The sequence below is a fragment of the Paenibacillus sp. PsM32 genome, from assembly GCF_030433815.1.
Lineage (GTDB): Bacteria > Bacillota > Bacilli > Paenibacillales > Paenibacillaceae > Saccharibacillus > Saccharibacillus kyungheensis.
Window position 1 is genome coordinate 14,441 of record NZ_JARUWY010000015.1, and the last position, 23,628, is coordinate 38,068.

The 23,628-nt window shown below is 38.9% G+C and carries 25 protein-coding genes; 11 read left to right on the top strand and 14 right to left on the bottom strand.

Features of this window, described 5'->3' with window-relative positions; translation table 11 throughout:
- Positions 1-6: 6 nt before the first annotated feature.
- Positions 7-768, bottom strand: a complete 762-nt coding sequence (locus tag QCD85_RS20860) for a methyltransferase domain-containing protein (protein WP_301263765.1) — start codon at positions 766-768, stop codon at positions 7-9.
- 182 nt (positions 769-950) lie between these two features.
- Here QCD85_RS20860 and QCD85_RS20865 point away from each other — a divergent pair, with 182 nt between their 5' ends.
- Together QCD85_RS20865 and QCD85_RS20870 are read left to right on the top strand one after the other, a co-directional pair.
- Positions 951-1,310 (top strand): hypothetical protein, encoded by a 360-nt coding sequence (locus QCD85_RS20865; RefSeq protein ID WP_301263766.1) that lies wholly within the window; start codon positions 951-953, stop codon positions 1,308-1,310.
- A 32-nt stretch (positions 1,311-1,342) separates the two neighbouring features.
- Complete coding sequence (locus QCD85_RS20870) at positions 1,343-1,948, top strand: hypothetical protein (RefSeq protein ID WP_301263767.1); 606 nt, start codon at positions 1,343-1,345, stop codon at positions 1,946-1,948.
- 41 nt (positions 1,949-1,989) lie between these two features.
- Here QCD85_RS20870 and QCD85_RS20875 read toward each other — a convergent pair whose 3' ends face one another.
- Genes QCD85_RS20875 through QCD85_RS20890 form a run of 4 tightly spaced genes read right to left on the bottom strand, consistent with a single transcriptional unit; the run spans position 1,990 to position 3,531 of the window.
- A complete protein-coding gene (locus QCD85_RS20875) occupies positions 1,990-2,331 on the bottom strand; it encodes an Imm41 family immunity protein (RefSeq protein ID WP_301263768.1) in 342 nt (113 codons plus the stop codon).
- A 58-nt stretch (positions 2,332-2,389) separates the two neighbouring features.
- Positions 2,390-2,887: a HEAT repeat domain-containing protein gene (locus QCD85_RS20880; protein ID WP_301263769.1), complete on the bottom strand. Its 498-nt coding sequence runs from the start codon at positions 2,885-2,887 to the stop codon at positions 2,390-2,392.
- A gap of 54 nt (positions 2,888-2,941) precedes the next feature.
- Positions 2,942-3,256, bottom strand: coding sequence for a hypothetical protein (locus QCD85_RS20885; protein ID WP_301263770.1), 315 nt, complete (start codon positions 3,254-3,256; stop codon positions 2,942-2,944).
- Positions 3,257-3,303: 47 nt separating this feature from the next.
- Entirely contained in the window at positions 3,304-3,531 is a 228-nt protein-coding gene (locus tag QCD85_RS20890; RefSeq protein WP_273615932.1) for a hypothetical protein, read from the bottom strand.
- A gap of 679 nt (positions 3,532-4,210) precedes the next feature.
- Here QCD85_RS20890 and QCD85_RS20895 point away from each other — a divergent pair.
- The gene (locus QCD85_RS20895; protein ID WP_301263771.1) at positions 4,211-5,386 is read left to right on the top strand and encodes a copper amine oxidase N-terminal domain-containing protein; all 1,176 of its coding nucleotides are present in this window, start codon (positions 4,211-4,213) and stop codon (positions 5,384-5,386) included.
- A 161-nt stretch (positions 5,387-5,547) separates the two neighbouring features.
- Here the strand turns inward: QCD85_RS20895 and QCD85_RS20900 are convergent, their stop codons facing one another.
- Positions 5,548-6,213 (bottom strand): hypothetical protein, encoded by a 666-nt coding sequence (locus QCD85_RS20900; RefSeq protein WP_301263772.1) that lies wholly within the window; start codon positions 6,211-6,213, stop codon positions 5,548-5,550.
- Between the two features lie 245 nt (positions 6,214-6,458).
- Here QCD85_RS20900 and QCD85_RS20905 point away from each other — a divergent pair, with 245 nt between their 5' ends.
- Positions 6,459-7,637: a copper amine oxidase N-terminal domain-containing protein gene (locus QCD85_RS20905; RefSeq protein WP_301263773.1), complete on the top strand. Its 1,179-nt coding sequence runs from the start codon at positions 6,459-6,461 to the stop codon at positions 7,635-7,637.
- A 368-nt stretch (positions 7,638-8,005) separates the two neighbouring features.
- On the opposite strand, the gene rpsN is transcribed toward QCD85_RS20905, so the two are convergent.
- Together rpsN and QCD85_RS20915 are read right to left on the bottom strand one after the other, a co-directional pair.
- Positions 8,006-8,275 (bottom strand): 30S ribosomal protein S14, encoded by a 270-nt coding sequence (gene rpsN, locus QCD85_RS20910; protein ID WP_273615930.1) that lies wholly within the window; start codon positions 8,273-8,275, stop codon positions 8,006-8,008.
- Between the two features lie 174 nt (positions 8,276-8,449).
- The gene (locus QCD85_RS20915; RefSeq protein WP_441005639.1) at positions 8,450-9,655 is read right to left on the bottom strand and encodes a GTP-binding protein; all 1,206 of its coding nucleotides are present in this window, start codon (positions 9,653-9,655) and stop codon (positions 8,450-8,452) included.
- A gap of 279 nt (positions 9,656-9,934) precedes the next feature.
- Between QCD85_RS20915 and nikA the strand changes: the two genes are divergently transcribed.
- The 6 genes from nikA to QCD85_RS20945 all read left to right on the top strand — a co-directional run bounded on the left by nikA (position 9,935) and on the right by QCD85_RS20945 (position 16,193).
- On the top strand, positions 9,935-11,470 hold the full coding sequence (gene nikA / locus QCD85_RS20920; RefSeq protein WP_301263775.1) for a nickel ABC transporter substrate-binding protein: 1,536 nt from the start codon (positions 9,935-9,937) through the stop codon (positions 11,468-11,470).
- Between the two features lie 2 nt (positions 11,471-11,472).
- The gene (gene nikB, locus QCD85_RS20925; RefSeq protein ID WP_301263776.1) at positions 11,473-12,423 is read left to right on the top strand and encodes a nickel ABC transporter permease; all 951 of its coding nucleotides are present in this window, start codon (positions 11,473-11,475) and stop codon (positions 12,421-12,423) included.
- On the top strand, positions 12,420-13,274 hold the full coding sequence (gene nikC / locus QCD85_RS20930; protein WP_301263777.1) for a nickel transporter permease: 855 nt from the start codon (positions 12,420-12,422) through the stop codon (positions 13,272-13,274). Before nikB ends, nikC begins: the two co-directional genes overlap by 4 nt.
- Positions 13,275-13,277: 3 nt before the next feature.
- Positions 13,278-14,081 carry an ABC transporter ATP-binding protein gene (locus tag QCD85_RS20935; protein ID WP_301263778.1) on the top strand — a complete coding sequence of 268 codons (804 nt, stop codon included), beginning with the start codon at positions 13,278-13,280 and terminating at the stop codon, positions 14,079-14,081.
- Positions 14,081-14,869, top strand: coding sequence for an ABC transporter ATP-binding protein (locus QCD85_RS20940; protein WP_301263779.1), 789 nt, complete (start codon positions 14,081-14,083; stop codon positions 14,867-14,869). Before QCD85_RS20935 ends, QCD85_RS20940 begins: the two co-directional genes overlap by 1 nt.
- A gap of 358 nt (positions 14,870-15,227) precedes the next feature.
- Positions 15,228-16,193: an LCP family protein gene (locus QCD85_RS20945; RefSeq protein ID WP_301263780.1), complete on the top strand. Its 966-nt coding sequence runs from the start codon at positions 15,228-15,230 to the stop codon at positions 16,191-16,193.
- Positions 16,194-16,332: 139 nt separating this feature from the next.
- On the opposite strand, the gene QCD85_RS20950 is transcribed toward QCD85_RS20945, so the two are convergent.
- Positions 16,333-16,917, bottom strand: a complete 585-nt coding sequence (locus tag QCD85_RS20950; RefSeq protein ID WP_301263781.1) for a TetR/AcrR family transcriptional regulator — start codon at positions 16,915-16,917, stop codon at positions 16,333-16,335.
- 182 nt (positions 16,918-17,099) lie between these two features.
- On the opposite strand from QCD85_RS20950, the gene QCD85_RS20955 reads away from it, so the two are divergent.
- Positions 17,100-18,302, top strand: a complete 1,203-nt coding sequence (locus QCD85_RS20955; protein WP_301263782.1) for an MFS transporter — start codon at positions 17,100-17,102, stop codon at positions 18,300-18,302.
- 81 nt (positions 18,303-18,383) lie between these two features.
- Here the strand turns inward: QCD85_RS20955 and QCD85_RS20960 are convergent, their stop codons facing one another.
- The 5 genes from QCD85_RS20960 to QCD85_RS20980 form a co-directional block, all read right to left on the bottom strand.
- The gene (locus QCD85_RS20960; protein ID WP_301263783.1) at positions 18,384-19,142 is read right to left on the bottom strand and encodes an SDR family oxidoreductase; all 759 of its coding nucleotides are present in this window, start codon (positions 19,140-19,142) and stop codon (positions 18,384-18,386) included.
- A gap of 391 nt (positions 19,143-19,533) precedes the next feature.
- Complete coding sequence (locus tag QCD85_RS20965) at positions 19,534-20,364, bottom strand: LutC/YkgG family protein (RefSeq protein WP_301263784.1); 831 nt, start codon at positions 20,362-20,364, stop codon at positions 19,534-19,536.
- A complete protein-coding gene (locus QCD85_RS20970; protein WP_301263785.1) occupies positions 20,354-21,892 on the bottom strand; it encodes a LutB/LldF family L-lactate oxidation iron-sulfur protein in 1,539 nt (512 codons plus the stop codon). The genes QCD85_RS20965 and QCD85_RS20970 overlap by 11 nt, the downstream gene beginning before the upstream one ends.
- Positions 21,889-22,617, bottom strand: coding sequence for a (Fe-S)-binding protein (locus QCD85_RS20975; RefSeq protein WP_301263786.1), 729 nt, complete (start codon positions 22,615-22,617; stop codon positions 21,889-21,891). The genes QCD85_RS20970 and QCD85_RS20975 overlap by 4 nt, the downstream gene beginning before the upstream one ends.
- Before the next feature lie 239 nt (positions 22,618-22,856).
- Positions 22,857-23,615 (bottom strand): DeoR/GlpR family DNA-binding transcription regulator, encoded by a 759-nt coding sequence (locus tag QCD85_RS20980; RefSeq protein ID WP_273615916.1) that lies wholly within the window; start codon positions 23,613-23,615, stop codon positions 22,857-22,859.
- Positions 23,616-23,628: the final 13 nt, after the last annotated feature.

Consider the following 23,628-nt stretch of genomic DNA (forward strand, 5'->3'; position numbering starts at 1 on the left):
ACTAAGCTATTTAGCCTGTGCATGGATCACAAAGCGATGTTGTTTTACTTCAAAGTAACCTTGCTTTTGAATTAATAAATGAATAGCATATAGATCATCCATATGTTCTTCAAGTTGAAAGTTTGGAATTTGCCATGGAATCGCTTTGAGATAATATAACAATGCTCCAATATCGTAAAATCGTTCACTTGGAAATTCTTCTTTTTGGTAGACTATTTCAAAATGATTCTGTTCGAGTTGTGAGACTGCTGTTGCTAGATTCCAATCTATAAATTCTGGATTCAAAGGCTTATGTAAATGTTGATTAATCTGCTGATCATTCAATCCACCTACTTGCTGAGTCATCAACCATCCATCTTTTTGTAACAAATGTCTTACTTCACTTGGACTATACGCTTCATGCTGATTCGTAATAAGATCGAACTGTTGATCAGCAAATGGTAGATCATCATCGTTATCAATCTGTACAACTTGTACACCTAACGGTTCTAAGCGATTTCTAGCAATCAGCACATTAGGAGCATAAGCTTCTGTTGCATAAATTGACGGTGGAAACGGTTGCAAACTTGATAAAAATTCTCCACCACCAGTACCCATATCTAACATCGATTGAGACTTCTTAATGTGCGGTACGATCATCTGTTCAAAATTCCAAGACAAAGGCTGTACTTTCATTCTTCCATTCTCCGTAACCCACGAGAAATCCCATCCACTGAATTCTTGCTCAGCATCTTTGACATAGTTCCAAAATATTGCATCTTGTATCATTTTGTATTACTCCTTTTTATTGGTAATATATACAGTATAGTTGATAAATAGCTAAGAAAGGAAGATTGGAGGAGCCGATTCTATGTATGCTATGTTAATTTGTGAGGTTAATGTTAGGATGCATGAAATAAAATACAATATACAATATACAATCATAGCAAATTCAAACTAAGGAGATTTATATGAAATTATGTATGATCATTTTAGTAATAGCTATATTAATAAGCGGTTGCTCTAATTACCAAGAGGTCTCTGGAAACACAAAAAACTGGAATATTAAAGTTACTGAAATACCGCCTCAAGAAAATACAGAAATGGTTCAAACTACGATTCAATACATAGGTAAAGAAGATTCAATCAATGATTTCAAATTTAAATTGGTCAGTGATGCCATAAGTGTAAGTGGGACAGATTCGGCTCCTTCCTTGCCTTTTAATACTACTATTTCGACTAATCCTAAAACTTCTGATCCATTTTCCAAGCCGATGAAGTTAACGATCGAATGGAATAACCAAATAGAAGAAATGACATTACAACAGTAAAATAAGAAACGTAATATAGAAAGGAAGATTGAATGAGTCGGTTCTATTATATTGCATCAAGTTATGAGCTTCCCTTAGGGGAGCGAGGAGGTATATTTCACACCCTTCCGTATAGCGAATGGATCACTTCACCAGAGTATCTTGCCAATCAAGAAAAGCAACGAGCCGATGGTATGGTTCCGTTAACAGATATTGTGGACTTTTCTACATTTGCTGATCGAAATATCATTGTGTATAAGACGCAAGAAGATGCCGCGGGTATTTTTATTCAAGAAATTCCACGCTGGGCTGGCGTACTGCAAAAACATTTTCACCATCCATTTATATACATGATCTCTCCCGAATCAGGCGACTTTAATATTGAAGCTGATCCAGATCAGTATGAGGATTTAGATGCTTATCGTGCTTCGTTGAAATGCTGTCGTGAATTATTTAAACTAATGGAAGAATATCGGGGCGATGCAGAAGATTTTGAACTGTATACATGTTGGTCAGGCGAAGAAGACGAGCCACGCAATATCAAGTTGGATCGAGTAATAGATTTAAATACATATGATGTGGCACAACAAGGGTTTGAAATGTTAGAAAAGCAGTATGTCTTGGTAAAGTTGCCTATGCTTCATCATGAAATTGAATAATACGTGCTACCATAGAAATAAGAGCCAACTATGATTGGCTCTTATTTTGCATTTCCTTGGATGAATTTTCTAACTACCGTTTCCAAACGTTCGATCATTTCAGTCAGTTGTTCATCGCTCACATTCTCTATCGACGAATGATCGTTCATATCCAGATGCCAGATCACACTTTTAAGTATATAACTGTATGTAAAAAACACCTGATCCATAAGAGCACGTTCGATCATTTGGTCATCTTGCGTCTGCTGAGTCAATTGAGTGATCGCATCAACATAAGCTTTAAATGCAGACATATTAAAAATATTCCGTTCATGAAGATCATAAATAAAACTTCCTTCACTTCCTCTGAAATTGTGTTCAATAATTGTTCTTGCATTATCCATTATTCTATTCCTCCAACGTCTGTACTTCTTTTACATTTTGGCAGTATTAAATCTTTTTTTATGTTTCTATTTCTGCCAATTCTCGTTGTGCAGATGTTCCATAATTTTTATCATTCACTAAACTTTTGAGCGCTTCTATCGCTTTAGGAAGATTTTTGTGTTGAGCTAATAAAGCAAACGCTGCGCTTTTGAATAAAATATAGTTATCACTTTGGATCAAAGTTACCGCCCAATCGATCTCTTGTTCATCTACTGTTAGTAATGACAAGGTATTGATACAATTCACGATTAGACTATCATCTTCTGTATCATCAGCATTTATAATAGTCATAAGCTTTTCTTTGATATCTGTATCATCGTAATCGCCTTTGTACAACCCTAGGATGGTCACTGCTTCTATTCGAATATCATCATCGTTATTCGTATCTGTAGCAATAAGAAGAAAGAAATGTGCTAATGCTTGATCTAATATCTGATCAAAACCTTTTAAAAAATCAAATTTTTCTTGTTCATTCAAAGAATGATACTTTTTAATAAACTGATCTTCAGTATGCATACGCCCTCCTGTAACAAAAGATAAACAGAATTTACTCTATTGCGGATTAATATGTTATGTATAATCCAGCTTCTCTAACTGTAACAGATCACTTACATCATCACTTTGCTCAAAGATTCTAACTTGCTTCTCTTCTTGATAATCCCATCCCTGATCAATAGCATACTGAATCAGACGCGCACAGACCACAGGACGATTTGGATTAACATCATACATTCTTTTCCAACTAAAAAGAAATTCAACATGAGACGTTTTGGAAGAATAGATTTTGACACTAACTATAGGTATAGAAGGTGTCTGGTCGATCATGCAGTGGAATGTATAGTCATTCACAGTTACTTTCTTTTGTAGTTTCTCAAATAATTTCATCATATCCTCCTTCTAGTGGTTGATCACAATACCTCAGCCAATCTATATTATACCTGAAAAGCACCTGTCATTCCTGTCTGTAAATGAACTGCAAAACGTTGCAGTACATCCTGTGCTTGATGCTCTTGATCATATTCACCCACTGTAAACGCAGATTCAACAGACCCGTTACCAGCATAAGCAGAGATTACAAATTTATGATCAGCAGTTTCTAGTTCTAACGTTAGGACAGTTGCATCAATAAATGTTGTACGGTCTTGGCTTCTGATCCACATGGTTGCGTGCTCCTTTGGTTGCGTTGATATGTATTTAAAAAGAAGATTTAGAGATGGCTTATATGTGCTATCACTACATAATTAAGTATCTGCCTAAATTAAAAAGGCAACGATATTCGTTACCTTTGTTGTAATTTAGTTAAACATTAGCATGTTTTTCACAGCAAGAAAATAGATTTGCTAAATCATCAAATACAAAGAGCAATAATCAATTTGAATTGCTAAATTAGCAAACTATTACTATTTATAATTATCTAATTTCATTATTATGATCTTTTCTAGAAACCTTAGAATCCAACACTCTATATTTAAAAATGCGCCACACGATATAAACCACAGCAAAAAATAAACTCCATGTTAAACATGTAGATAATAAGAGATAGGAATAGTCTGACCATGGCAAAGCTAACGTTATAGACATTCCTTCTCCCGTTGACTCCGTAACTTTACGTTGATCCGTAAGTACAGAATAATATATTCCAAATACAAATCCATATAACAAACATTTAATAAGGCGTTTCTCATAGCTTTTGATCACTTGGATTGTGGATTGGATGTTCATCTCTAGTTCTCCTTTTCTACTATATGTAATCTATATCTGACCTTCTGCAACTTCTTCCTTTCATATGCGTCCATATACATAACCACCTTATCACAACCAGGAAAGGAAATCCTTACCATGAATAAAAAAATGATCTTCTCTGCTTTACTGTCGTCCACTTTGCTATTGCAATCATCTTTATGTAATCCTGCATCAGCATCTAGTTCTTCCTTTCCAACTACATATACTTTTTATTTGGCTAATGATCCTAAAGGATTTATTGTAAATTCTACACTTGTCCAGAATGGTACTATCTTTTTAGATATTCGTGAGTTAGCGGAAGATTCAGGGTTAACATTGGCTTGGGATTCAACAGGTCAACGTGCTTCGCTTAACGGATTTATGAAAAAAGCAGCGATTCGCTTAGGAAGTCGTACCGCTATGCTAGATGGAAAAATCGTTACACTGAGCGCAGCTCCTTTTAAAAAGAAAGAAAAAAAGACTAATAATGAAATTGTATATGTCCCTGTTCGATTTGGTGTACAACTACTGGGTGGTGATCATATCCAAGTAGATCGACAACAAATTCATGTCACAGCCCGCAACATCAAGTATTATGATGTCATTACTGATGTCTACAATGGCTTTACCTATACTTTGAAAAAGGATGGTGGCGACTTATATGTAGCTCATGGGAATCAGGCTCCGGTGAAGTTAATCTCACTCGGCATCGATTTTGATTCGGTAGGTATGGAGTTTGAGTCAACTGCGGGTGGATTGTTGATCCTTACGATTAATGATGCTTACGGAGAACCACATATTCATAATCAGCAAGTAAAGCTTATTTTCCAAAAAGGAACGTTGATCCGAAAAGCATATGCAGACTTTACCAGAGTCAACGACTCCGACATTACTACGTACCAAGATAAGATTGTGCTAAGCGATGGGAAAATATTACGGATGATTGAAGATGGTACAGGAAATGTTGTCGATGAACTTGATCTGGTTAAGCTTGGTGGCGGGAGTAACGAAAAATACGCGGTAGAAGGCCTGTACGATGATGTTATTCTTATGCGGACTGCTTCCAAAGGACGACTTCTGCTGATCGATCGCCATACCAACCAATCTGTCACATTATACAAAGAACTACTAGATGCTTCGTGGCAAAAACAGATTAGCGAAGATGTAGATATCGATTCTTTTGGCTCAGGGGATTATCTGCAATTTGATAAAAGAGTTAATAACACATTCTATTTTACTTTTCGTGCAGGATCTAATCAGGAAAAGCATTTCACCTATACTTTGAAATCGTAGATCGGCTTTTCGCATGTGTGTGGCAAGTTACTCGTACTCTATCTTTATTACATTTTCAAATAAAAATACACCTCAGATAGATACCAGACAACGTTGAACGCTATTCATATCTATCTGAAGTGTATTAGATTGTTATGAGCAATGAGCTACAACAGTTACAATTACGAATTCAATTCTGCTAATCGTGCACCTACTCTAGCTACAGCAACACCTTGAATCGGTGATCCATTAGAAGTGAAGTTGACATAATACGTACCTGATTCCCAAGGCTTGGTTGTATATATCGACCAGTTGGTTCCACCTGCGATAGTAACTACACGTTCAGTCATAAGGTCACCTGTTGGTGAATCTTTGGATATGGATATAGCAATTCGTTGCTTCCCTTTGTTATTGACCCAGATTTTCGCATAACGATACCCTTTTTCTACTGTAAAAGGCTTGGACATCTGTGTCCCTGTTAAGCGTTCAACCAATACCGTTTGAGTCGATTGCGGTGGGTTTTTAGGATCATCTTTTTTTAACATAGTAGGAATGCCAGACTCTCTTTTGAAGAAAGAACTTCCTACTCTTTCTATTCTTCCTACTTTAGAACTTAATACGAAAGGTAATGGATCAACCGGCGCTAATATCGTATTATTTGCCACGTTGTTATCTGGACTGCTAATCACTTGAGTCTCATCTGATTGTATATTGTAATACGTAATGATCGGTACGACTACGAGCAATACAATAAATGCTAGTGCAGTAAGTGTAATAACACGTACTTTTTTCGGCTTATCCCATTTTGCCCAAAAGTTCGAACTTGATGTCGATTTATTTTTTTCCATTACTAATACCCTGCTCTCTATGACTTAAATGGTAAAACTAATCTTGCTTCATACATCCTATGTATCGTTAAATGAACTCCTTTCTATGCGGTAGTGGTATCTTTGCTTTCAAAAAAAGTAACACTATCGCTTCCTAACACAAAAGCAATAAGTGTTACTATTTATATATAATTTATCTTTTTTATTGTTTAATTGTCAATTATAGTATAAAAATCAGCTATTATCATCGAAGGAGAATTTAAGTGATGTATAAAAAATGTGCTTTGGCAGTTATGATTACTTCTACCTTACTAGCATCGACATTTACCCCTATGTATGCTAAGTCTGCTACACCTGCTACTACATACGAATTTAATTATGCTCAAGATCAGAACAATTATTATGGCTCTTCAAGTGGTACTACGATCACTCGACATGGCGTTACTTTTATTGAAGTTGAGGAATTATTAGCAGGAAGATTAGGATTGAAGCTGTATTGGGATCAAAGTAAACAACAAGCGACTTTTAACGGATTTATGAAAAAAATTGTTTTGCGCATCGGTAGTCGTACCGCTCTAGTTGATGGTAAGTCTATCACGATGACTAGCGCACCATTTATACTGCAAAATCCTACAACTCAACAAAAAGAAATCTATGTGCCGATTCGCTCTGTTGTACAATTTCTTGGAGGACATTCTTTACATATGGATTCACAAAAGCATGTGATTACTGCTGATCAATTACAAGCATTTAACGTCATTACAGATGTATATCAAGGTGATACGTATACGATGAGAAAGATCAATGGCGATCTGTACCGTTCTCACCACAATAGCCAACCTATTAAAATCGCTTCAATTCACTCTCCTTTAGATTTTTTTGAGTTTTCTAATATAGATGTAAGTTCTACCTCCAAAGGATTACAGATGGTTCGTATCCAAAATGCTTCAGGAGAACCTCATATTTATCATGAAGATTTCACCATAATTTTCAAAAATGGATCTTTAATCCGTCAATCTTCTATGGATTATCATTTAAATAAACACACCAATAGTACAATGTATAATGGCAATATTATACTTAACGATGGTCAGAACTTACGAATCATTGAAGATGGTACAGGCAACGTATTAGAAAATATAGATTTGGTCAAACTGGCGGGTAAAAAAGATAGCTATGTAGTCGAATCTCTTCAGTCTGATATTGTGTTACTACGGGCAATCAGTGACTCTCATCTCACATTAATTGACCGCAAAACGGGTCAATCTGTTGTTCTATATAAAGAATTGCTTACTACTGAACAACAAAAATTAGTCGATCCTACGACCATGCCTTTCGGGATCGATGACCGCTTAACTTATATCAAGCGTATTCATAACATGCTCTATTTCACTTACGGTAAAGACTCTGGAGATGAACAACAAGTAACTTATACGTTAAAGTGAACAGTCATTTACTCTACCAATTACCGAAACTTTGATCTATGGTTGATCGATATCGAAGATCTTCTCGAATGAAATGGCTACTCTCCTGCTATTTTATGTTGATACCGATCGGATTTTGAGTCGGTACAGATTTGATCAGTGCGGATTTGAGTAGTATGTTGATTATGTATACTAACAACAAAAAGGTGCACACTTCTATGTATAATATCGTAGAAGTGTGCACCTTTTTAGCAAGATGTCTACAAAATTAAAGTTCATTCTAATCAGTAGATTTATTTTACTAGATCCTATTTAACTCTATTTAATGTATTCAGACTAATAGGATGCGGTGGTGCAAAAATTATATTTTAGAATATGCCATTTTACTGTTACCAGCTTGCTTTCTGTACACCGGGAATCTGACCTTTGTGTGCTAACTCGCGAAATACGATACGGGATACTTTGTACTTTTGTAAATATCCTCTTGGTCTTCCTGTGATCTGGCAACGGCTTTTGAGTCGGGTTGGCGAAGAATTGCGTGGTAATTTTTGCAATGCTTCATAGTCTCCTTTTGCTTTGAGTTCACGACGCAAATCTGCATATTTAGCAACCATTTGTTCACGTTGTTGTTGACGAACGACTTTTGATTTTTTAGCCATAGTGTAATAACTCCTTTGTTATTCGTAATATTTATTTTTTATTTACAAGACAACTTATTCATTTTGTAGCACATGATTATTCTCTTGTTGATATGGTGCTATATATTTAGTGTCGATTCTAAAATTAATCTATGACACTAAAAAAATAACGATATTACTACCTTATCGACCTGCTTATTGACCTAATTGTGGAAAAGGATCTTTGAACTTTTTCCAATTGGAGTTCATTTCTTCTTCAGTCAGTAAAGTCTGATCCAAAGACTGTTCAATCTGCGCACGATCCAGATGTATTCCTATCAGTACAAGCTTGGTTACCCGATCGCCCCACACCTCATCCCAATCTGTAGGTAATGGATAATTTTCTCCCAGATGATATTGTCGTTCTTCCTCCGTCAGAGCAGCAATCCATAAGCCAGCCGGCGATAATTGCTTGGAACTGCCTGCTTGACTGAACGAGATCGCTGTCCGATTACGTGTAGCTAACCAGAGAATCCCTTTCGCACGTACTACTTCTTGTGGCCATTGTGTAATCCATTGCAACAAGCGCTCTGGATGAAAAGGAACTTTGCGTTTATACACAAAAGAACTGATTCCATACTCTTCAGTCTCCGGTGTATGCTCTTCTTTCATCATTTCCTGTATCCAGCCTGCCGATTGACTCGCTTGTTCGAAATCAAATCGCCCTGTATTCAATATCTCCTGTGGATCTACTTTGCCATATGTGGAACGGATGATTTTGGCATTCGGTTGCAGTCCTCGTAGTGCTGTTTCTAATCGTTCTAATTCATCAGGTTCAATCAGATCGCATTTATTCAAAATCAATACATCGCAAAATTCAACCTGTTCGATCAATAAATGCACAATACGGCGTGTATCGTCTTCACCTGCGGCTTGTCCACGATCTGCAAGAGATTCACGCGAATAATAATCGTTCCAGAAGCCTTGAGCATCCACCACAGTGACCATCGTATCCAGACGGGTAAACTGCGTCAGATCGATTCCTTGTTCTTCATCAATATAGCTAAATGTCTGAGCGACAGGAACCGGTTCGCCAATCCCTGTCGATTCGATTAATAAATAATCATAACGTCCATCGCGAGCAAGCCGTGCTACTTCGACAAGCAAGTCTTCGCGTAATGTACAACAGATACAACCATTAGACATTTCGACTAATTTCTCATCGGTTCGCGATAATCCTCCGCCATCACGAATAAGGTCTGCATCAATATTCACATCACTCAAATCGTTTACAATAACCGCTACTTTCAAGCCTTCACGATTGTTTAACACATGATTAAGCAATGTCGTCTTCCCTGCGCCTAGATAACCACTCAATACCGTTACCGGAATCTTAGAAGATTGTTCGATCATCGTCATGATTGATTCCTCCATTTCTTTAATCGTAATTATTACTATTAAATCTCTGAATACACTGTACTCCTCTTATTTCTGATTTGTCAAATGATTTTCAAAATATCAATGATATGAAAATACGGTCATACGATGATGATGTATATCAATTTTTAGTTTACAATCGTAATCGTAACGATTATTATTTAAGAGGTTGACATGTTGGTAATGTATTTCATTTACGTTGTAAGAAATCAACAGGAGTAAGCATATTATGTACAGACTGACTATATATAAGGGGGATTTTTCTTGTTACTATCTTTTGCTCGCACATTACGTTACCCGGTCTCATTATTGATATTTGTTCTAGTATTAAGCGGTTGTACTTCGCCATCGTCATCTTCTACAACTAGTGAAGCAACTCCCAAAAGGCTAACACTTCTATTTAATGTTCAAAGCAATACGATTGATCCACATTCTGATGTGAACTATACCGCTTCGCGCGCAGGAATTAGTGAAACACTGGTTAAAGTCGATGATCAGCAACAATTACAACCATGGCTAGCCACTTCTTGGGAAAGTAAAGATGGACAACACTGGACATTCCAGATTCGTCCAGATGTCACTTTCCATAGTGGTACACCTGTTGATGCTCAAGCAGTTAAAAATTCTCTCGAACGTGTGATTCAAAACAATCCTGCGATTCGTAATGCTCTACATATCGATAAGATAACTGCTAAAGGGCAAACGTTACAGATTGTGACCGATACCCCTCTTCCACAATTCCCGTCAGAACTGGTACATCCGAATACAGGTATTATAGATACGGCTGTAGATGCAGGTACACCCAGTGGTACAGGTCCTTTTGTACTGGCTCAATTTAAGCCGGGGATAGAAGTCGATGTGAAGCGTAATCCTACGTACTGGGATGGACAGGTGAAGTTAGATGAAGCGACATTCTCATTTAATGAAGATGCTAATGCTCGTCTGCTGGCTCTACAATCGGGGAACGCTGATGTGGTCTATCGCTTCCCTGTAGAAAGTCTATCTCAATTACAAACCGATCCTAATCTAGTGATCGAATCGGTTCCCGGCTTACGTGCTCATCAATTAATTTACAATATGAATCATACACATCTGGCAAAATTACCTGTACGTCAAGCCATCGATTCCCTTTTGAATCGTCAAGAGATTGTAGATGCTGTCATGTCAGGTCAAGCTTCTGTAGCTAAAGGGCCTTTTTTGACAGATTCACCATTCTCTCCCCCATACACAGACAAGCCATTTGATATACAGCGTGCACGTACCTTATTCGCTCAAGCTGGATATACAGTAAGCAATGGAGTAGTGACGGATAATGGAACACCTTTAACGTTCAAACTGATCACTTATCAATCACGTGCGGAGTTGCCTTTGATTGCACAGTTATTGCAAGCTAATGCTGCTCAATTAGGAATTAAGCTAGAGATTCAACAAGTGGATAATGCGGATGAGTATTTAGCAGAAAATAAAGATTGGGATATGGCGATCTATAGCTTTATTACAGCACCACGCGGTGATGCAAGTTACCTGCTCAATTCGGTCTATACCCCAACAGGCGGACTGAATTACGGACAAGTGAAAGATGCTCAATTAAATACATTAATCCAACAATTGAATCAAACGGTAGATGGTGATCAACGTAACCGTATTGCTCAACAAGCTGTCGAAATGATTGATCGCAACTTGCTACATTCGTACATTATTCATCCGAATAATTTTGTTGCTCATCAAAAAAATGTGAGTGGCTGGGTTACAAGCAAAAGCGAATATTACATGTTAACGAAAGATCTGGATGTGAATTAATCATGCGTATGTTGATACAAAAAATAACAGGATTATTGCTATTTCTGTTCATTTTATCGTTTCTCAGCTTTTGCCTGCTCAAGCTTGTACCTGGTGATCCGGTACGTAGTATGTTGCGGGTAGATGATGTAGCTGTAACCAATGATCAGATTCAGCAAATGCGAGCACAATTAGGATTAGATCAGTCTGTGTTTGTTCAATATGGGTACTGGCTTCAAAATCTATTTTCATTAGATCTGGGGAACTCATATATGACCGGACGACCTGTATTTAGTGAATTTATCGAAAAAATTCCGTATACACTTATGCTGACAGGTACTTCGCTATTAGTTATGATGATCATTTCGCTACCACTCGGGATTCTATCTGCTTTATACCGGGGTCGATGGACTGATCATATTAGTCGCATTTTTGCACTGGTTGGTTCTTCGATTCCAAGCTTTTGGTTAGGTTTATTATTAATCGATCTATTTGCAGTAAAGCTTAGAATACTGCCTTCTATGGGAGAGGGTTCTTGGCAACATCTTATTCTGCCATCTATCACACTTGGTATCGCTATGTCTGCAGTATATGTGCGATTGGTGCGAGCCAGCATTTTGGAAAGTAGTCATCAAGAATTTATTCGTTCTGCTCGGGCTAGAGGAATTGACAAAAAGCGTATTTTCACTTTTCATCTCATGCGTCATAGTCTAATTCCGCTATTAACTGTTTTTAGTGAAAGTATCGGTAGCCTACTTGGAGGAACGGTTGTGATCGAAGTCTTATTTGCTTATCCTGGTCTGGGTAAATGGATTGTCGATGCGATTACAGCGCGGGATTATCCGATTATTCAAGGCTATATGCTATTTATGAGTATTTTTATCGTATTACTGAATATGGCTGTCGAATGGTCATATCGTTATATCAATCCAGCGATTGCTATCGGTCAGCGGAAAAAAGGAGCGACTTCATGATGAACTTGAGAATAGGACTACGTTATCTCCTTTTGGGTCTATTCCTTTTATTCCTGATTCTCGCTCTAGTCTGGACACCTTATAACCCCTATCATATTCAAATGAGTGATCGGCTTCAGACTCCTAGTGCACTGCACTGGTTAGGAACCGATCATCTTGGAAGAGATCTGTTATCTCGTATTATGGAAGGTGCTCGGACAACGGTAGGGATCAGTCTTACCATTATGCTGGTATCGCTTCTTATCGGTGTTCCGTTTGGATTGTTATCCGGTTATATCGGCGGCTGGTTAGATAAAGGATTCAAAAAAATAATAGATGCATTTATGACATTGCCTGATTACATTTTTGCTTTGATTTTAAGTGGATTACTCGGGCCTGGATTAGTGAACTTGATCTTTGCGATTACAGCAGTCAAATGGGTTAGTTATGCAAGGTTAGTACGAAGTATTGTGCTTGAACAACGACAAAAAGATTATGTCCATCTTGCGGAAATCAGCGGGATGAAGCCGTGGACATTAGTGATAAAGCATATTTTGCCTCATACGATCGGTAATCTTCTCGTATTGGCTACGCTTGATATCGGTAAAATTATTTTGATGATCGCTTCGCTATCGTATATCGGTCTTGGGCCACAGCCACCTAGCCCTGAATGGGGAGCGATGTTAAGCGAAGGAAGAACGTATTTTCAGACTGCTCCGCATCTTATGATTTTCCCGGGATTATGTATTGTGATCACTGTTCTACTGACTAATAGCTGGGGTGATATTCTACGTGATCGGTACGATGTTCATGTTCAACCCGTATTATCCAAACGTTCTGTTTCTTCGATTCTATCGCGCAAAGGAGTGTAACCTATGTTATCTATACAAGGATTGACTGTTCATCATCAATCACATACCCTTGTCCATCCGCTTGATCTTCAGCTAGAACGTGGAGAATGGTTAGCTCTTGCCGGTGAAAGTGGAAGCGGAAAAACATTAACCAGTCTAGCGATAGGCGGATTGCTATCAGCGGATCTTCATGCTCATGGCAGTATTGAGTTAGCAGGTAAGCAATTATTGCATTTGCCAGAATCTGAACTTCGGTTGATTCGAGGACGTGATATTGCTTATGTATTTCAAGATTATCAGGGAGCGTTCACTCCATTTATTACAGTTGGCAAGCAAATGGATGAAATGATACGTGCTCATACTTCCTTGTCACGTCAACAGCGTCAGTCTATTTGTATAGAACGATTAGAACAAGTAGAATTACCTGCCAAGCAAGTCTATCATAGCTACCCGTTTGAATTAAGTGGCGGACAGTTACAACGTGCTGCGATTGCTACAGCATTACTTTTATCGCCTAAAGTATTGATTGCTGATGAACCCACTACAGCGTTAGATAGTCTAACTTCTCGCTCTATCATTACGTTGATTCAGCGTATACAGCAAGAAACAGGTATCGCTATTTTGTGGATTACGCATGATCTACGTCAAGTACAGCGTACAGCGGATACATTGCTGATTATGAAGTCAGGTCAAGTTGTAGAATCTGGAAAAAGTCATAGTATCTTTTTCCATCCTACACATCCGTATACGATTCAACTGTTATCGTCGATTCCCAAGTTACCTTCTCGCTATCGTCTAGAATTACAAAATAAGCAGGTGAACATATAATGACTACTTTATTGCCTACTATTTTAACAGCAGAGCATCTAACCAAAACGTACAACCATCACAATCATCCTGCACTGTCTGATGTATCCTTGACGATCCGTCAAGGAGAATGTGTAGGGATTGTTGGTGAAAGCGGTAGTGGTAAAAGTACACTGGCACGCTGTCTACTACGCTTGGAATCGCTAGATCAAGGGACGATTGCATTTCGAGAACAACCGTATCATTCGCTAAAAGGGTCTGCTTTGCGTCAAGCCCGTCAACGTATTGGAGCTGTATTTCAACATCCGACAGCCGCACTCAATCCTAAGCTTACTATTATAGACTCCTTAATGGAACCGCTTGATCTACAGCCAGCATTACGTCCTTCGTTTATCTCATCTGATCACTACAATCGACAACAGATCGCAACTCAATTGTTAGAACAGGTTCACTTGCCGGCAACATTATTATCTGCTTATCCACACGAATTAAGCGGTGGACAAAAACAGCGTGTAACGATAGCACGGACAATTAGCACTGAACCTGATCTGATTGTATTGGATGAGCCTACAGCAAGTCTGGATGTTACTAGCCAGGCGGCTGTATTGAAATTGCTACAAGAACTGCAACAATCTCTACATCTATCCTACTTATTTATTTCGCATGACCTAGCGGCAGTGTACCAGATGAGCGACCGTATTGTAGTCATGCGTCATGGACAGATTGTGGATCAATTTGCTGCAAATGATCTGTATCATGAAGAGCGACATGAATATACAGCTTCCCTGCTGGATGTATTTTTAGCGTAAAATTATCTATTGCTTCGTTTAAATTCAGCAAGTACTTTTCACTATTTTTTGAGAAGTTGAAGTTGAACATATACTTTGAATATATGCTTTTTTACAAGTTTGAAATTTGCTATTCTTATGACTTTGTAGCTCTATCTTATGAAAGCCTTTTTGACAGTAGATATTTGTCTCTACTTTTGAAAAGGTTCTTTATTTTTCATATCGTAATCATTATGTATATAAAGTTATCTTTTCGATAGTTTTTTAGTTATATGTTATCTATTTATACGGTTAAAACTCTCAAAAGTTGACAAATTGTTCATACATCCATATGATTTATAAAGATATTAGAACTATAACAATAAGTGAGGTTGGTCATTTGCTAAAAAAGATACTACAGAAATGGAAATGGATTGTAAGCATTTGTCTTATTGTAGGTGTAAGTACAGTTGGATATTATACATATTCGATTTACCAGTTTGCTCATACGATTTCGATTGCAGATGATACTTATCATTCGCCTGCTACTGATCAAGAGCAAGCTACTCCTGTATCCATTCCCAAATGGGATGGTAAAGAACCTGTACATATTTTATTGATGGGTACAGATACCCGGGATGCAGATAGTAATGGACGCTCGGATTCGATGATGGTTGCCACGATTGATCCTGTGACCAAAAAAGCTTATCTCATGTCTATTTTACGAGATACGTATGTAGATATTCCGGGTCATGGAAGCAGTCGATTGAATGCGGCATATTCGTATGGTGGTGTAGAACTTGCCAAAGAAACGGTAAGTAATCTACTGGGGATTCCGATCGATTATTATGTAACGATCGACTTTGAAGGATTTAAAACGTTGGTCGATACAATCGGTGGTGTTGAGATCGATGTAGAGAAAGATATGAATTATACCGATGGCGGTGATCAGCACCGATATGATATTCATTTAACCAAAGGATTACAGCATTTGGATGGAACGCATGCGCTTCAATATGTACGCTTTCGTCATGATGCTACATCAGACTTTACCCGTACAGAGCGTCAACGTAAGTTTTTAACTGCTCTAGCAGCAGAATTGCAAAGCTCGACTTCGATTGTCAAATTACCTAGTATTTTGAGTTCGATTGCACCTTATCTGCATACTAATCTTTCGCTGACTGATATGATCAAATTATCTTCACTCGGCTTAGATATCAATCTCGATAAAACCGAAAAATTACAGATTCCTCCGAATCATTTACTGCAAGAAATCAAAGTTAAAGGTGCTTCAGTAATCGGCGTAGATAATCGCAAGTTGCACGAATATGTGCAGGAACAATTATCTGAGAGCAACGATAATTGAAGCTCAGATACAACAGATACAAAGTAGACATACAATTAACATCTATACCAGTGAATGAATATAGACACTTTGGATAATTGTTCTGCTTATATACGATAAGTCATAATATTTGTAGTTCATATATCTCATGATATAAACATTAATCTTTTAACAAAGACAAAATGCCTGTGATCGAATGTTGGATAAAAGAACGTTCTGGTCGTGATTTTAACATTACCGTAAGCCCTATTAACGATACGATTAGCGTCTGTGCCAGTGACTTGGTATGGACGCTTTTTGCTAGTTGCCCTGCTTGTACTCCCTGCTCCAAGCGTTCCTGAAAAATAACGGTCAAATACATCTGATGTTCGCGCGTTAAAATTTCGATCTTCTCATCATGGGTGGCTAGCTCCACCATCGTATTAATACAAAAACATCCTTTGCTTGGATTCTCTCCATAAGCTTCCTCAGCAATCTGTTCAAAAAAAGCACGAAATGCTTCTTGTACCGATACATGACTCTGTAACTGCTGACGAACAGATACCGCATGCCATTGATTGTATTTGCGCAAAGAAGATTCAAATAGTTCTCGCTTATCGCCAAAAGTAGCATATAGACTAGGACGCTGTATGCCCATTCCTGTTGTTAGATCTGTCAGAGAAGTCGCTTCAAATCCATTTGCCCAAAATAATTTCATTGCCGCATCCAACGCTTGTTCCTCGTTAAATTCGCGTTTACGTACCATTAGAATTTCACACACCTTTCTGTACTTATCAGTACAATATGATTTTACAGATTATTATTCTAATTGTCAAAGATAATGATTTTCTATTGACAAACGCTTTGTACTAAAGGTATATTTCTTGCGAATCATTTTGTACCAATCGGTATTTAATGAAATAATGACTAAAAAGGAATGATTGATCCATGAAGCAACAGACTGTACATAGACCATTTACTCGTTCTATCGCTTTTTTATTTGCTATTACTTGTGGGTTGGCTGTTGCCAATATTTATTATGCGCAACCTTTATTGGACTCGTTAGCTTTAGCATTTGGTATTACTCATTCATTGATCGGTATCGTGATCACAGTCACTCAACTCTGTTATGCAGTAGGTCTATTTCTACTTGTGCCTCTAGGAGATCTGATACCGCGAAGACCGTTAATTATTGGACATATGGCATTGTCTGTGATTGCACTTGTCGTTGTAGGTTTGTCTCCAACGGTATACATCTTGTTCGGAGGATTAGCTATGGTAGGATTGTTGGCAGTAGTCACTCAGACACTCGTTGCTTATGCTTCTTCTCTTGCTAAGCCTATAGAGCGTGGACAGATCGTAGGTATCGTCACCAGTGGAATTGTGATCGGAATTTTATTTGCCCGTTCACTGGCAGGATGGTTGACTGATCTAGCAGGTTGGAGGTCTGTCTATCTGGTATCTGCTTTTCTTATGAGTGGTATGACTATCATCTTGTTCAACATATTGCCGACTGACCGTCAAGTGAAATCCTCGTTATCTTATCCTCAGTTACTTTTTTCTGTGCTGCAATTGTATAAACAACAGCGCCTTTTACAAATACGGGGTGTACTCGCGATGTTAATCTTTATCGTGTTTAGTATGTTATGGACTTCGATGGTATTGCCTTTAAGTGTGCCTCCATTTTCACTTACACATACAGCGATTGGTGCATTTGGATTAGCAGGGATTGCTGGCACACTTGGAGCAGTACGAGCAGGCAAATTAGCAGATCAGGGAAAAGCACAATGGACAACAGGTATAGCGCTTGTATTGTTACTACTGTCATGGATTCCTTTGTCTTGGATAGGGCACTCGTTGTATTGGTTGATCTTAGGAATTGTATTATTGGATCTAGCGGTACAAGCTGTTCATGTAACCAATCAGAGTATGCTATTCACTATTATGCCAGAAGCACGTGGTCGCTTAACCGCCAGTTATATGATTTTTTACTCTATCGGTAGTGCAATCGGTTCGATGGCTTCGACGATGATGTATAGTTATGCAGGTTGGAGCGGAGTATGTTATCTTGGTGGTGGAGTCAGTATCATTGCTCTACTATTCTGGTTGGTAACGCTAAAAAACCCGGCTAACCACCAGTCTTTGATTTGACCTGTGATTAACCGGGATTCTATTGGAGATGTATCTATGGATAGACTATATTTAGATATACAATAGGCGATAAAGTGTCACTTATAATATCTGCGGAGAAGCTTTTTGACCATTCATATTTTGAAATATTTCATCCAATTCAGCTCGTGAAGCCAGACGGGATTTCTCTGAGCTACCGTAACCCACTTCTACTTCACCTGCTTCAATTCGCTCCATAATACTATCTGCAAATTCGTCTACAGGCACGCCCCAATCATGTAATCCTACTCCACCGAGATCGGTATTTACACCGGGTGGTATAATCTCGACTACATCAATCGGTGAACCTAATAATTGTTGACGCAACGATAAGGTAAACGAATGTAGCGCTGCTTTGGTTGCGCAGTAGATTGGCGCAGATGCTTTGGGCGAGAATGAAAGCCCTGAAGTGACATTGATAATAGCCGCATTTGTCTGCTGACGAAGATGAGGTAAAAATAATGTTGTCAAATGGATCGGTGCATCCAAATTGATCGCTAACTCTTGACGATGAGCTGACCAACTAATTTGCGTATCTTGCATTGAAAAATTACGCTGGATGCCTGCATTGTTCATAATCATATTTAATGTTGGAAACTCGGTTAGCACACGATCTGCCAGTCCAACACGATGAGCTTCTTCAGCGATATCGGTTACGATCGTATGTAATGCCGGGTATTGTTTTTGCACATCTTCCAACCACTCTTTACGTCTTCCACAAATAATAACAGTATTGCCCAGTGCCATAAATCGTTTAGCAAAAGCTAAACCAATTCCTGAAGCTCCACCTGTAATCAATATTGTATTTCCTGACATTTTCATCGTATACTCCTCCATCTATTTATAAAAATAGGACTTCTATTCATATACCCATTTTTACACAAACGATAGCTTAAATAGGATAAAACCGTTTAAAAATAAGCTATTATTGGGATAGAGTGATACCGTCAAGCCCTCATACTTAGTGATTTAATATCTTCGTATTTTACGCCAAATGATCTATTTAAAATGACTAAAGGAGATGATAATAATGAAACAGCAAAATCGATCTCACCGTCAAAAATGGAAGATGTTTTGGATAGTTCTATCATGTATTTTGATGTTATTTGTACTGATGGGAGTTTATCAATTTGCCTTTGCTATATAAAAAATACTGACTACAAATAACTGTAATCAGTACTTTTTATATAGATATCTAGTTATCAGCCGTTCGTTAATCGATAGATTCAATCAATAACGTATATACAATACCAGGGCCATGTACACCGATCGTTAGTTCATTTTCAATATCCGAAGAACGGCTTGGACCTGAGATAAAATGAATACCCGCAGGTAGATGTTCTCTGCCTTTCGTATCCCATGGTAGTAGTAGTTCACCTAAGCGTGTATGCAGTCGATCTATAGGGAGTAGGATTATACAGACTGTCGGTAATAAACTAACCGATCGACCTTGTAATTCAGAAGATGTAACCATAACTGTACCTGTATAAGCGGCGGCTCCATCTGCGAATACAACCCCAATATCTGCTTCGGCGGCTCGTGCTTTCCATGCTTCTTCTGGATGGCTATTCCATGCTGAAATCTGCACATTCGGTAAGCGTTGTTCCAGTGTTAATGCTTGCATTTCCGGTAATTGCTGGCGAACAATATAACGGGCTTTGAGCAGACGACTCTGGTCTGCAATAAAAGCGCCTGCTTCCTCCAACGACTTCATCCGTAAGACATTGCCACCTACTTCGGTAAAATGCTTGGTGAATTTTTCGATCTTTTCAGCTTCATCCCAGTTGAAATCGTGCCAGAAATCCGGTGCACCACGAAAAGGATGTGAGGGTGCTTCTTGGATGCGTGGACGCTGTAGACGATCAGCAATATGATTCATAAACGTCTGCTGTTTGGATTTGGACTTTTGTTCTAATTCATTAAGCCAATCTGCTTGTGGTGATATAGGTTGTGCAGGATCAGATGTAAGATGAGAACTCACAGGATTGGGTATAGCTGGTGGCTTGCTAGAAGAAGGAGTATGTGATGTATCTTTATTGGTCATGCGATACCCCTCCTGTTCGGCTTGTATGCTTGCCATTTTGACGATCTGCAAGTACCTGTTCCATCCGTTTCTGTACAGCAGGGTCTATCGTTTTCGGTTGACGTGCAGTGTCTGTCGATAGTTCTTTCCATTGATCACGGAAAGAATGATCAGCTAATATAGGTGCTACTCTGTACGTATTCCATCCTTTTAAAGGGCCTAATTTGAGTGTAATGCCTTTGTTATGCACTAACGGTTTTTGAGCAATTTTACCGAGTCTCATTGCCATGGCGAACCGTTTGGAATTTGCCATAAGAGTTGCAAATCCTTTCATACCCAGTGCTTCAAGCTTATCGCCATGACCACGTTCCACTTTGCGTCGTCGTAATGAGACAAGCATATCATGGAGCGGAATTTTGACAGGGCAAGCTTCATAACAAGCACCACATAGACTGGATGCACTGGCGATATCGTCCCACTCTGCGACATTTTTGTTAAGTGCAGGTGTTAAGACTGCTCCGATCGGCCCACTATATGTTCCACCATAAGAGTGACCACCGATCTGACGATATACCGGACAAACATTCAGACAAGCCCCACAACGGATACAATTTAGCAATTCTTGAAATTCAGGATCACCCAATTGCTGAGAGCGACCATTATCTACAATAATAATATGCATTTCTTCCGGTCCATCAGCATCTGCTGTCCGCTTCGGGCCACTGATTCCAGACATATACATCGTTAAGCGCTGTCCTGTAGCTGAACGGGGCAGAAGTGTAGCCATTACTTCAAGATCCGCCCATGAAGGCACAATCCGCTCCATACCCATCAAAGTAATTTGTGTCTTGGGAACGGTCGTCACCATCCGAGCATTGCCTTCATTTTCAAATAGCACCATAGAACCGGTCTCTGCAATCGCAAAGTTACATCCAGTCATCCCAATATCAGCTTCTAAAAATTTCTGCCGTAGTTTGCGCCGTACATATCCTGCTAGAATCGTAGTATCCGGTTCTAATGTTTCCCCGGCATCTTCAGATAATAATTCCGCAATCTGATAACGATTTTTGTGAATAGCTGGAATAACGATATGCGAAGGCCCTTCACCGGCTAATTGAATAATGTACTCTCCTAGATCACTTTCAATCGCTTCGATCCCGGACAATTCAAGCGCGCGGTTAATATGCACTTCTTCGGATACCATCGATTTGGATTTGATCACAGACTGCGCTTCTTTATGCTTGGCAATGGTCATAACAATGTCGGTAGCTTCTACTGCATTATCTGCGAAATGGACATGGACTCCATGACTACGAGCATTTTCTACAAATAGATTCAGATAATAATCCAAATGAGCAATCGTATGCAGACGAATTTGTCTACCACGCTCACGCCATTCTTCCCAGTTACCATGTTCGGTAGATGCTACTTTTTTGCCACTACGTAGACGATCGGTTGTAAAACGAACAGCATTACGTAGAAAATCATCATTCAGCGCGATATCTGCCCGTTCTTTCACTGTTCCACGTGTCGAAGATGCTGGATTCATCGTATATTCACTCCTTCATATAGAAGTTCCGCAAGGTGCATCACTCGCACCTGTTCACCACGATGTCTAAGATTGCCTGCTATATTCATCAGACATGCCATATCAAGACCGACCAATACCTCAGCTTCTGTCTCCTTAATATGATCGACTTTCTCGGTCACCATAGCACCTGAGATATCTGCCATCTTCACAGCAAATGTCCCTCCAAATCCACAGCAATCTTCCGCAAAAGGTAACGGCACTAACTCTAATCCTTGTACCTGATGTAACAATGCAATCGGTTCGTCTTTAATCCCGAGTAGGCGGCTACCATGACAGGACGGATGATACGTAACTTTGTGAGGAAAGGCTGCTCCGATATCGGTAATTCCTAATACTTTGACTAGAAATTGTGTAAATTCATATGTTTTGCTTTCTAGCTCATGCGCTAATGCTAGATATTCAGGTTCGTCTTTAAATAATTCAGGATAATGATGGATCATATACGTACAAGAACCGGATGGAGATACAACAAAGTCGCTAGATTCAAACGCTTTCAAAATCGTGCGTGCTACTGTTCTTGTCTCATCCCAGTACCCACTATTGTAAGAAGGCTGACCGCAACAGGTCTGCACTGGAGGGAAATCAAGCTGGATACCATGTGCAGCCAATAGACGTACCATCGCTTCACCGACTTTGGGATAGATTGCATCACTCAGACAAGTAATAAATAACGATACTTTCAATCTGCACACCTCTTTCATTTATAAATAAGATGACAGCCATATCGTCTACGACTGCCATCTGTTATTTACATATCTATGCGCTATTGCTACCTATACTCGTATCCTGTGGTTATCCATGTCTTTGTTTATATCCATGCTATATTTTCGATATCAATAACGTCATTTTATTAGACAACAGACAATCATGTATCTTGACTGCCTCATTACAGGCTAATTCCATTTGTATAATATTAGCTTTATCAAACTACCGTAACATTGATCGATTGTTCTTTGAATTGGTCGATGACAGCAGTAGATAGACGACGGTCTGTGATCAATTCGTGCACTTCACTAAGATCCATCACATGGGTGAATGCTTGTACACCGAATTTACTTGCATCCGCAAGCAAAATCACTTTATCCGCCATGCCGACCATTTTCTGCTTCACTCGTCCTTGCATTTCATTAGACTCGCTAATGCCACGTTCAACATGAATCCCTTTGCAGGACAGAAATACTTTATCTACATAATACGTATCCAGTGAACGCTCAGCTAACGGCCCGACAAAAGACAATGAACGGGATAATAACAATCCACCTGTCGAAATGACATCTATCTTTTCTTTATTACTAAGTTGAGTCGCCACACGAATCGAATTGGTCAGTACCGTTAATGGAATATCTGGTAGGCTTTCTGCCATATACCATGCCGTTGTACTGGCATCCAGTATAATGCGATCTTGCGGTTGAATAAGCTTAATCGCTTCTCTAGCGATACGCCGTTTTTCTTCTGCATATGTGATCTCACGTTCTGAAAATGGGGTCTCCGGTTGTTCATCTTTGACACTAACTGCGCCACCATGGGAGCGACGTAGTAATCCTTGACGTTCCAGTCGATCCAGATCACGCCGAATCGTTTCTTCGGTCACCTGACACTGTTCACTGAGTTCTGTTACACGCATACTTCCTTTTTCATTGACCAGTCTTACAATCATATCGTATCGTTCTGCCACCAACATATCAGCCACACTC

Bases quoted from the DNA above. Each gene is read 5' to 3' on its own strand.
- QCD85_RS20965 (WP_301263784.1), bottom strand. From the start codon at position 20,364: ATGACCAATAAAGATACATCACATACTCCTTCTTCTAGCAAGCCACCA.
- QCD85_RS20970 (WP_301263785.1), bottom strand. From the start codon at position 21,892: ATGAATCCAGCATCTTCGACACGTGGAACAGTGAAAGAACGGGCAGAT.
- QCD85_RS20960 (WP_301263783.1), bottom strand. From the start codon at position 19,142: ATGAAAATGTCAGGAAATACAATATTGATTACAGGTGGAGCTTCAGGA.
- rpsN (WP_273615930.1), bottom strand. From the start codon at position 8,275: ATGGCTAAAAAATCAAAAGTCGTTCGTCAACAACAACGTGAACAAATG.
- QCD85_RS20905 (WP_301263773.1), top strand. From the start codon at position 6,459: ATGTATAAAAAATGTGCTTTGGCAGTTATGATTACTTCTACCTTACTA.
- QCD85_RS20895 (WP_301263771.1), top strand. From the start codon at position 4,211: ATGAATAAAAAAATGATCTTCTCTGCTTTACTGTCGTCCACTTTGCTA.
- QCD85_RS20875 (WP_301263768.1), bottom strand. From the start codon at position 2,331: ATGGATAATGCAAGAACAATTATTGAACACAATTTCAGAGGAAGTGAA.
- QCD85_RS20870 (WP_301263767.1), top strand. From the start codon at position 1,343: ATGAGTCGGTTCTATTATATTGCATCAAGTTATGAGCTTCCCTTAGGG.
- QCD85_RS20980 (WP_273615916.1), bottom strand. From the start codon at position 23,615: ATGTTGGTGGCAGAACGATACGATATGATTGTAAGACTGGTCAATGAA.
- QCD85_RS20955 (WP_301263782.1), top strand. From the start codon at position 17,100: ATGAAGCAACAGACTGTACATAGACCATTTACTCGTTCTATCGCTTTT.
- QCD85_RS20880 (WP_301263769.1), bottom strand. From the start codon at position 2,887: ATGCATACTGAAGATCAGTTTATTAAAAAGTATCATTCTTTGAATGAA.
- QCD85_RS20865 (WP_301263766.1), top strand. From the start codon at position 951: ATGAAATTATGTATGATCATTTTAGTAATAGCTATATTAATAAGCGGT.
- QCD85_RS20950 (WP_301263781.1), bottom strand. From the start codon at position 16,917: ATGGTACGTAAACGCGAATTTAACGAGGAACAAGCGTTGGATGCGGCA.
- QCD85_RS20935 (WP_301263778.1), top strand. From the start codon at position 13,278: ATGTTATCTATACAAGGATTGACTGTTCATCATCAATCACATACCCTT.
- nikB (WP_301263776.1), top strand. From the start codon at position 11,473: ATGCGTATGTTGATACAAAAAATAACAGGATTATTGCTATTTCTGTTC.
- QCD85_RS20885 (WP_301263770.1), bottom strand. From the start codon at position 3,256: ATGAAATTATTTGAGAAACTACAAAAGAAAGTAACTGTGAATGACTAT.
- QCD85_RS20940 (WP_301263779.1), top strand. From the start codon at position 14,081: ATGACTACTTTATTGCCTACTATTTTAACAGCAGAGCATCTAACCAAA.
- nikC (WP_301263777.1), top strand. From the start codon at position 12,420: ATGATGAACTTGAGAATAGGACTACGTTATCTCCTTTTGGGTCTATTC.
- QCD85_RS20900 (WP_301263772.1), bottom strand. From the start codon at position 6,213: ATGGAAAAAAATAAATCGACATCAAGTTCGAACTTTTGGGCAAAATGG.
- QCD85_RS20860 (WP_301263765.1), bottom strand. From the start codon at position 768: ATGATACAAGATGCAATATTTTGGAACTATGTCAAAGATGCTGAGCAA.
- QCD85_RS20890 (WP_273615932.1), bottom strand. From the start codon at position 3,531: ATGTGGATCAGAAGCCAAGACCGTACAACATTTATTGATGCAACTGTC.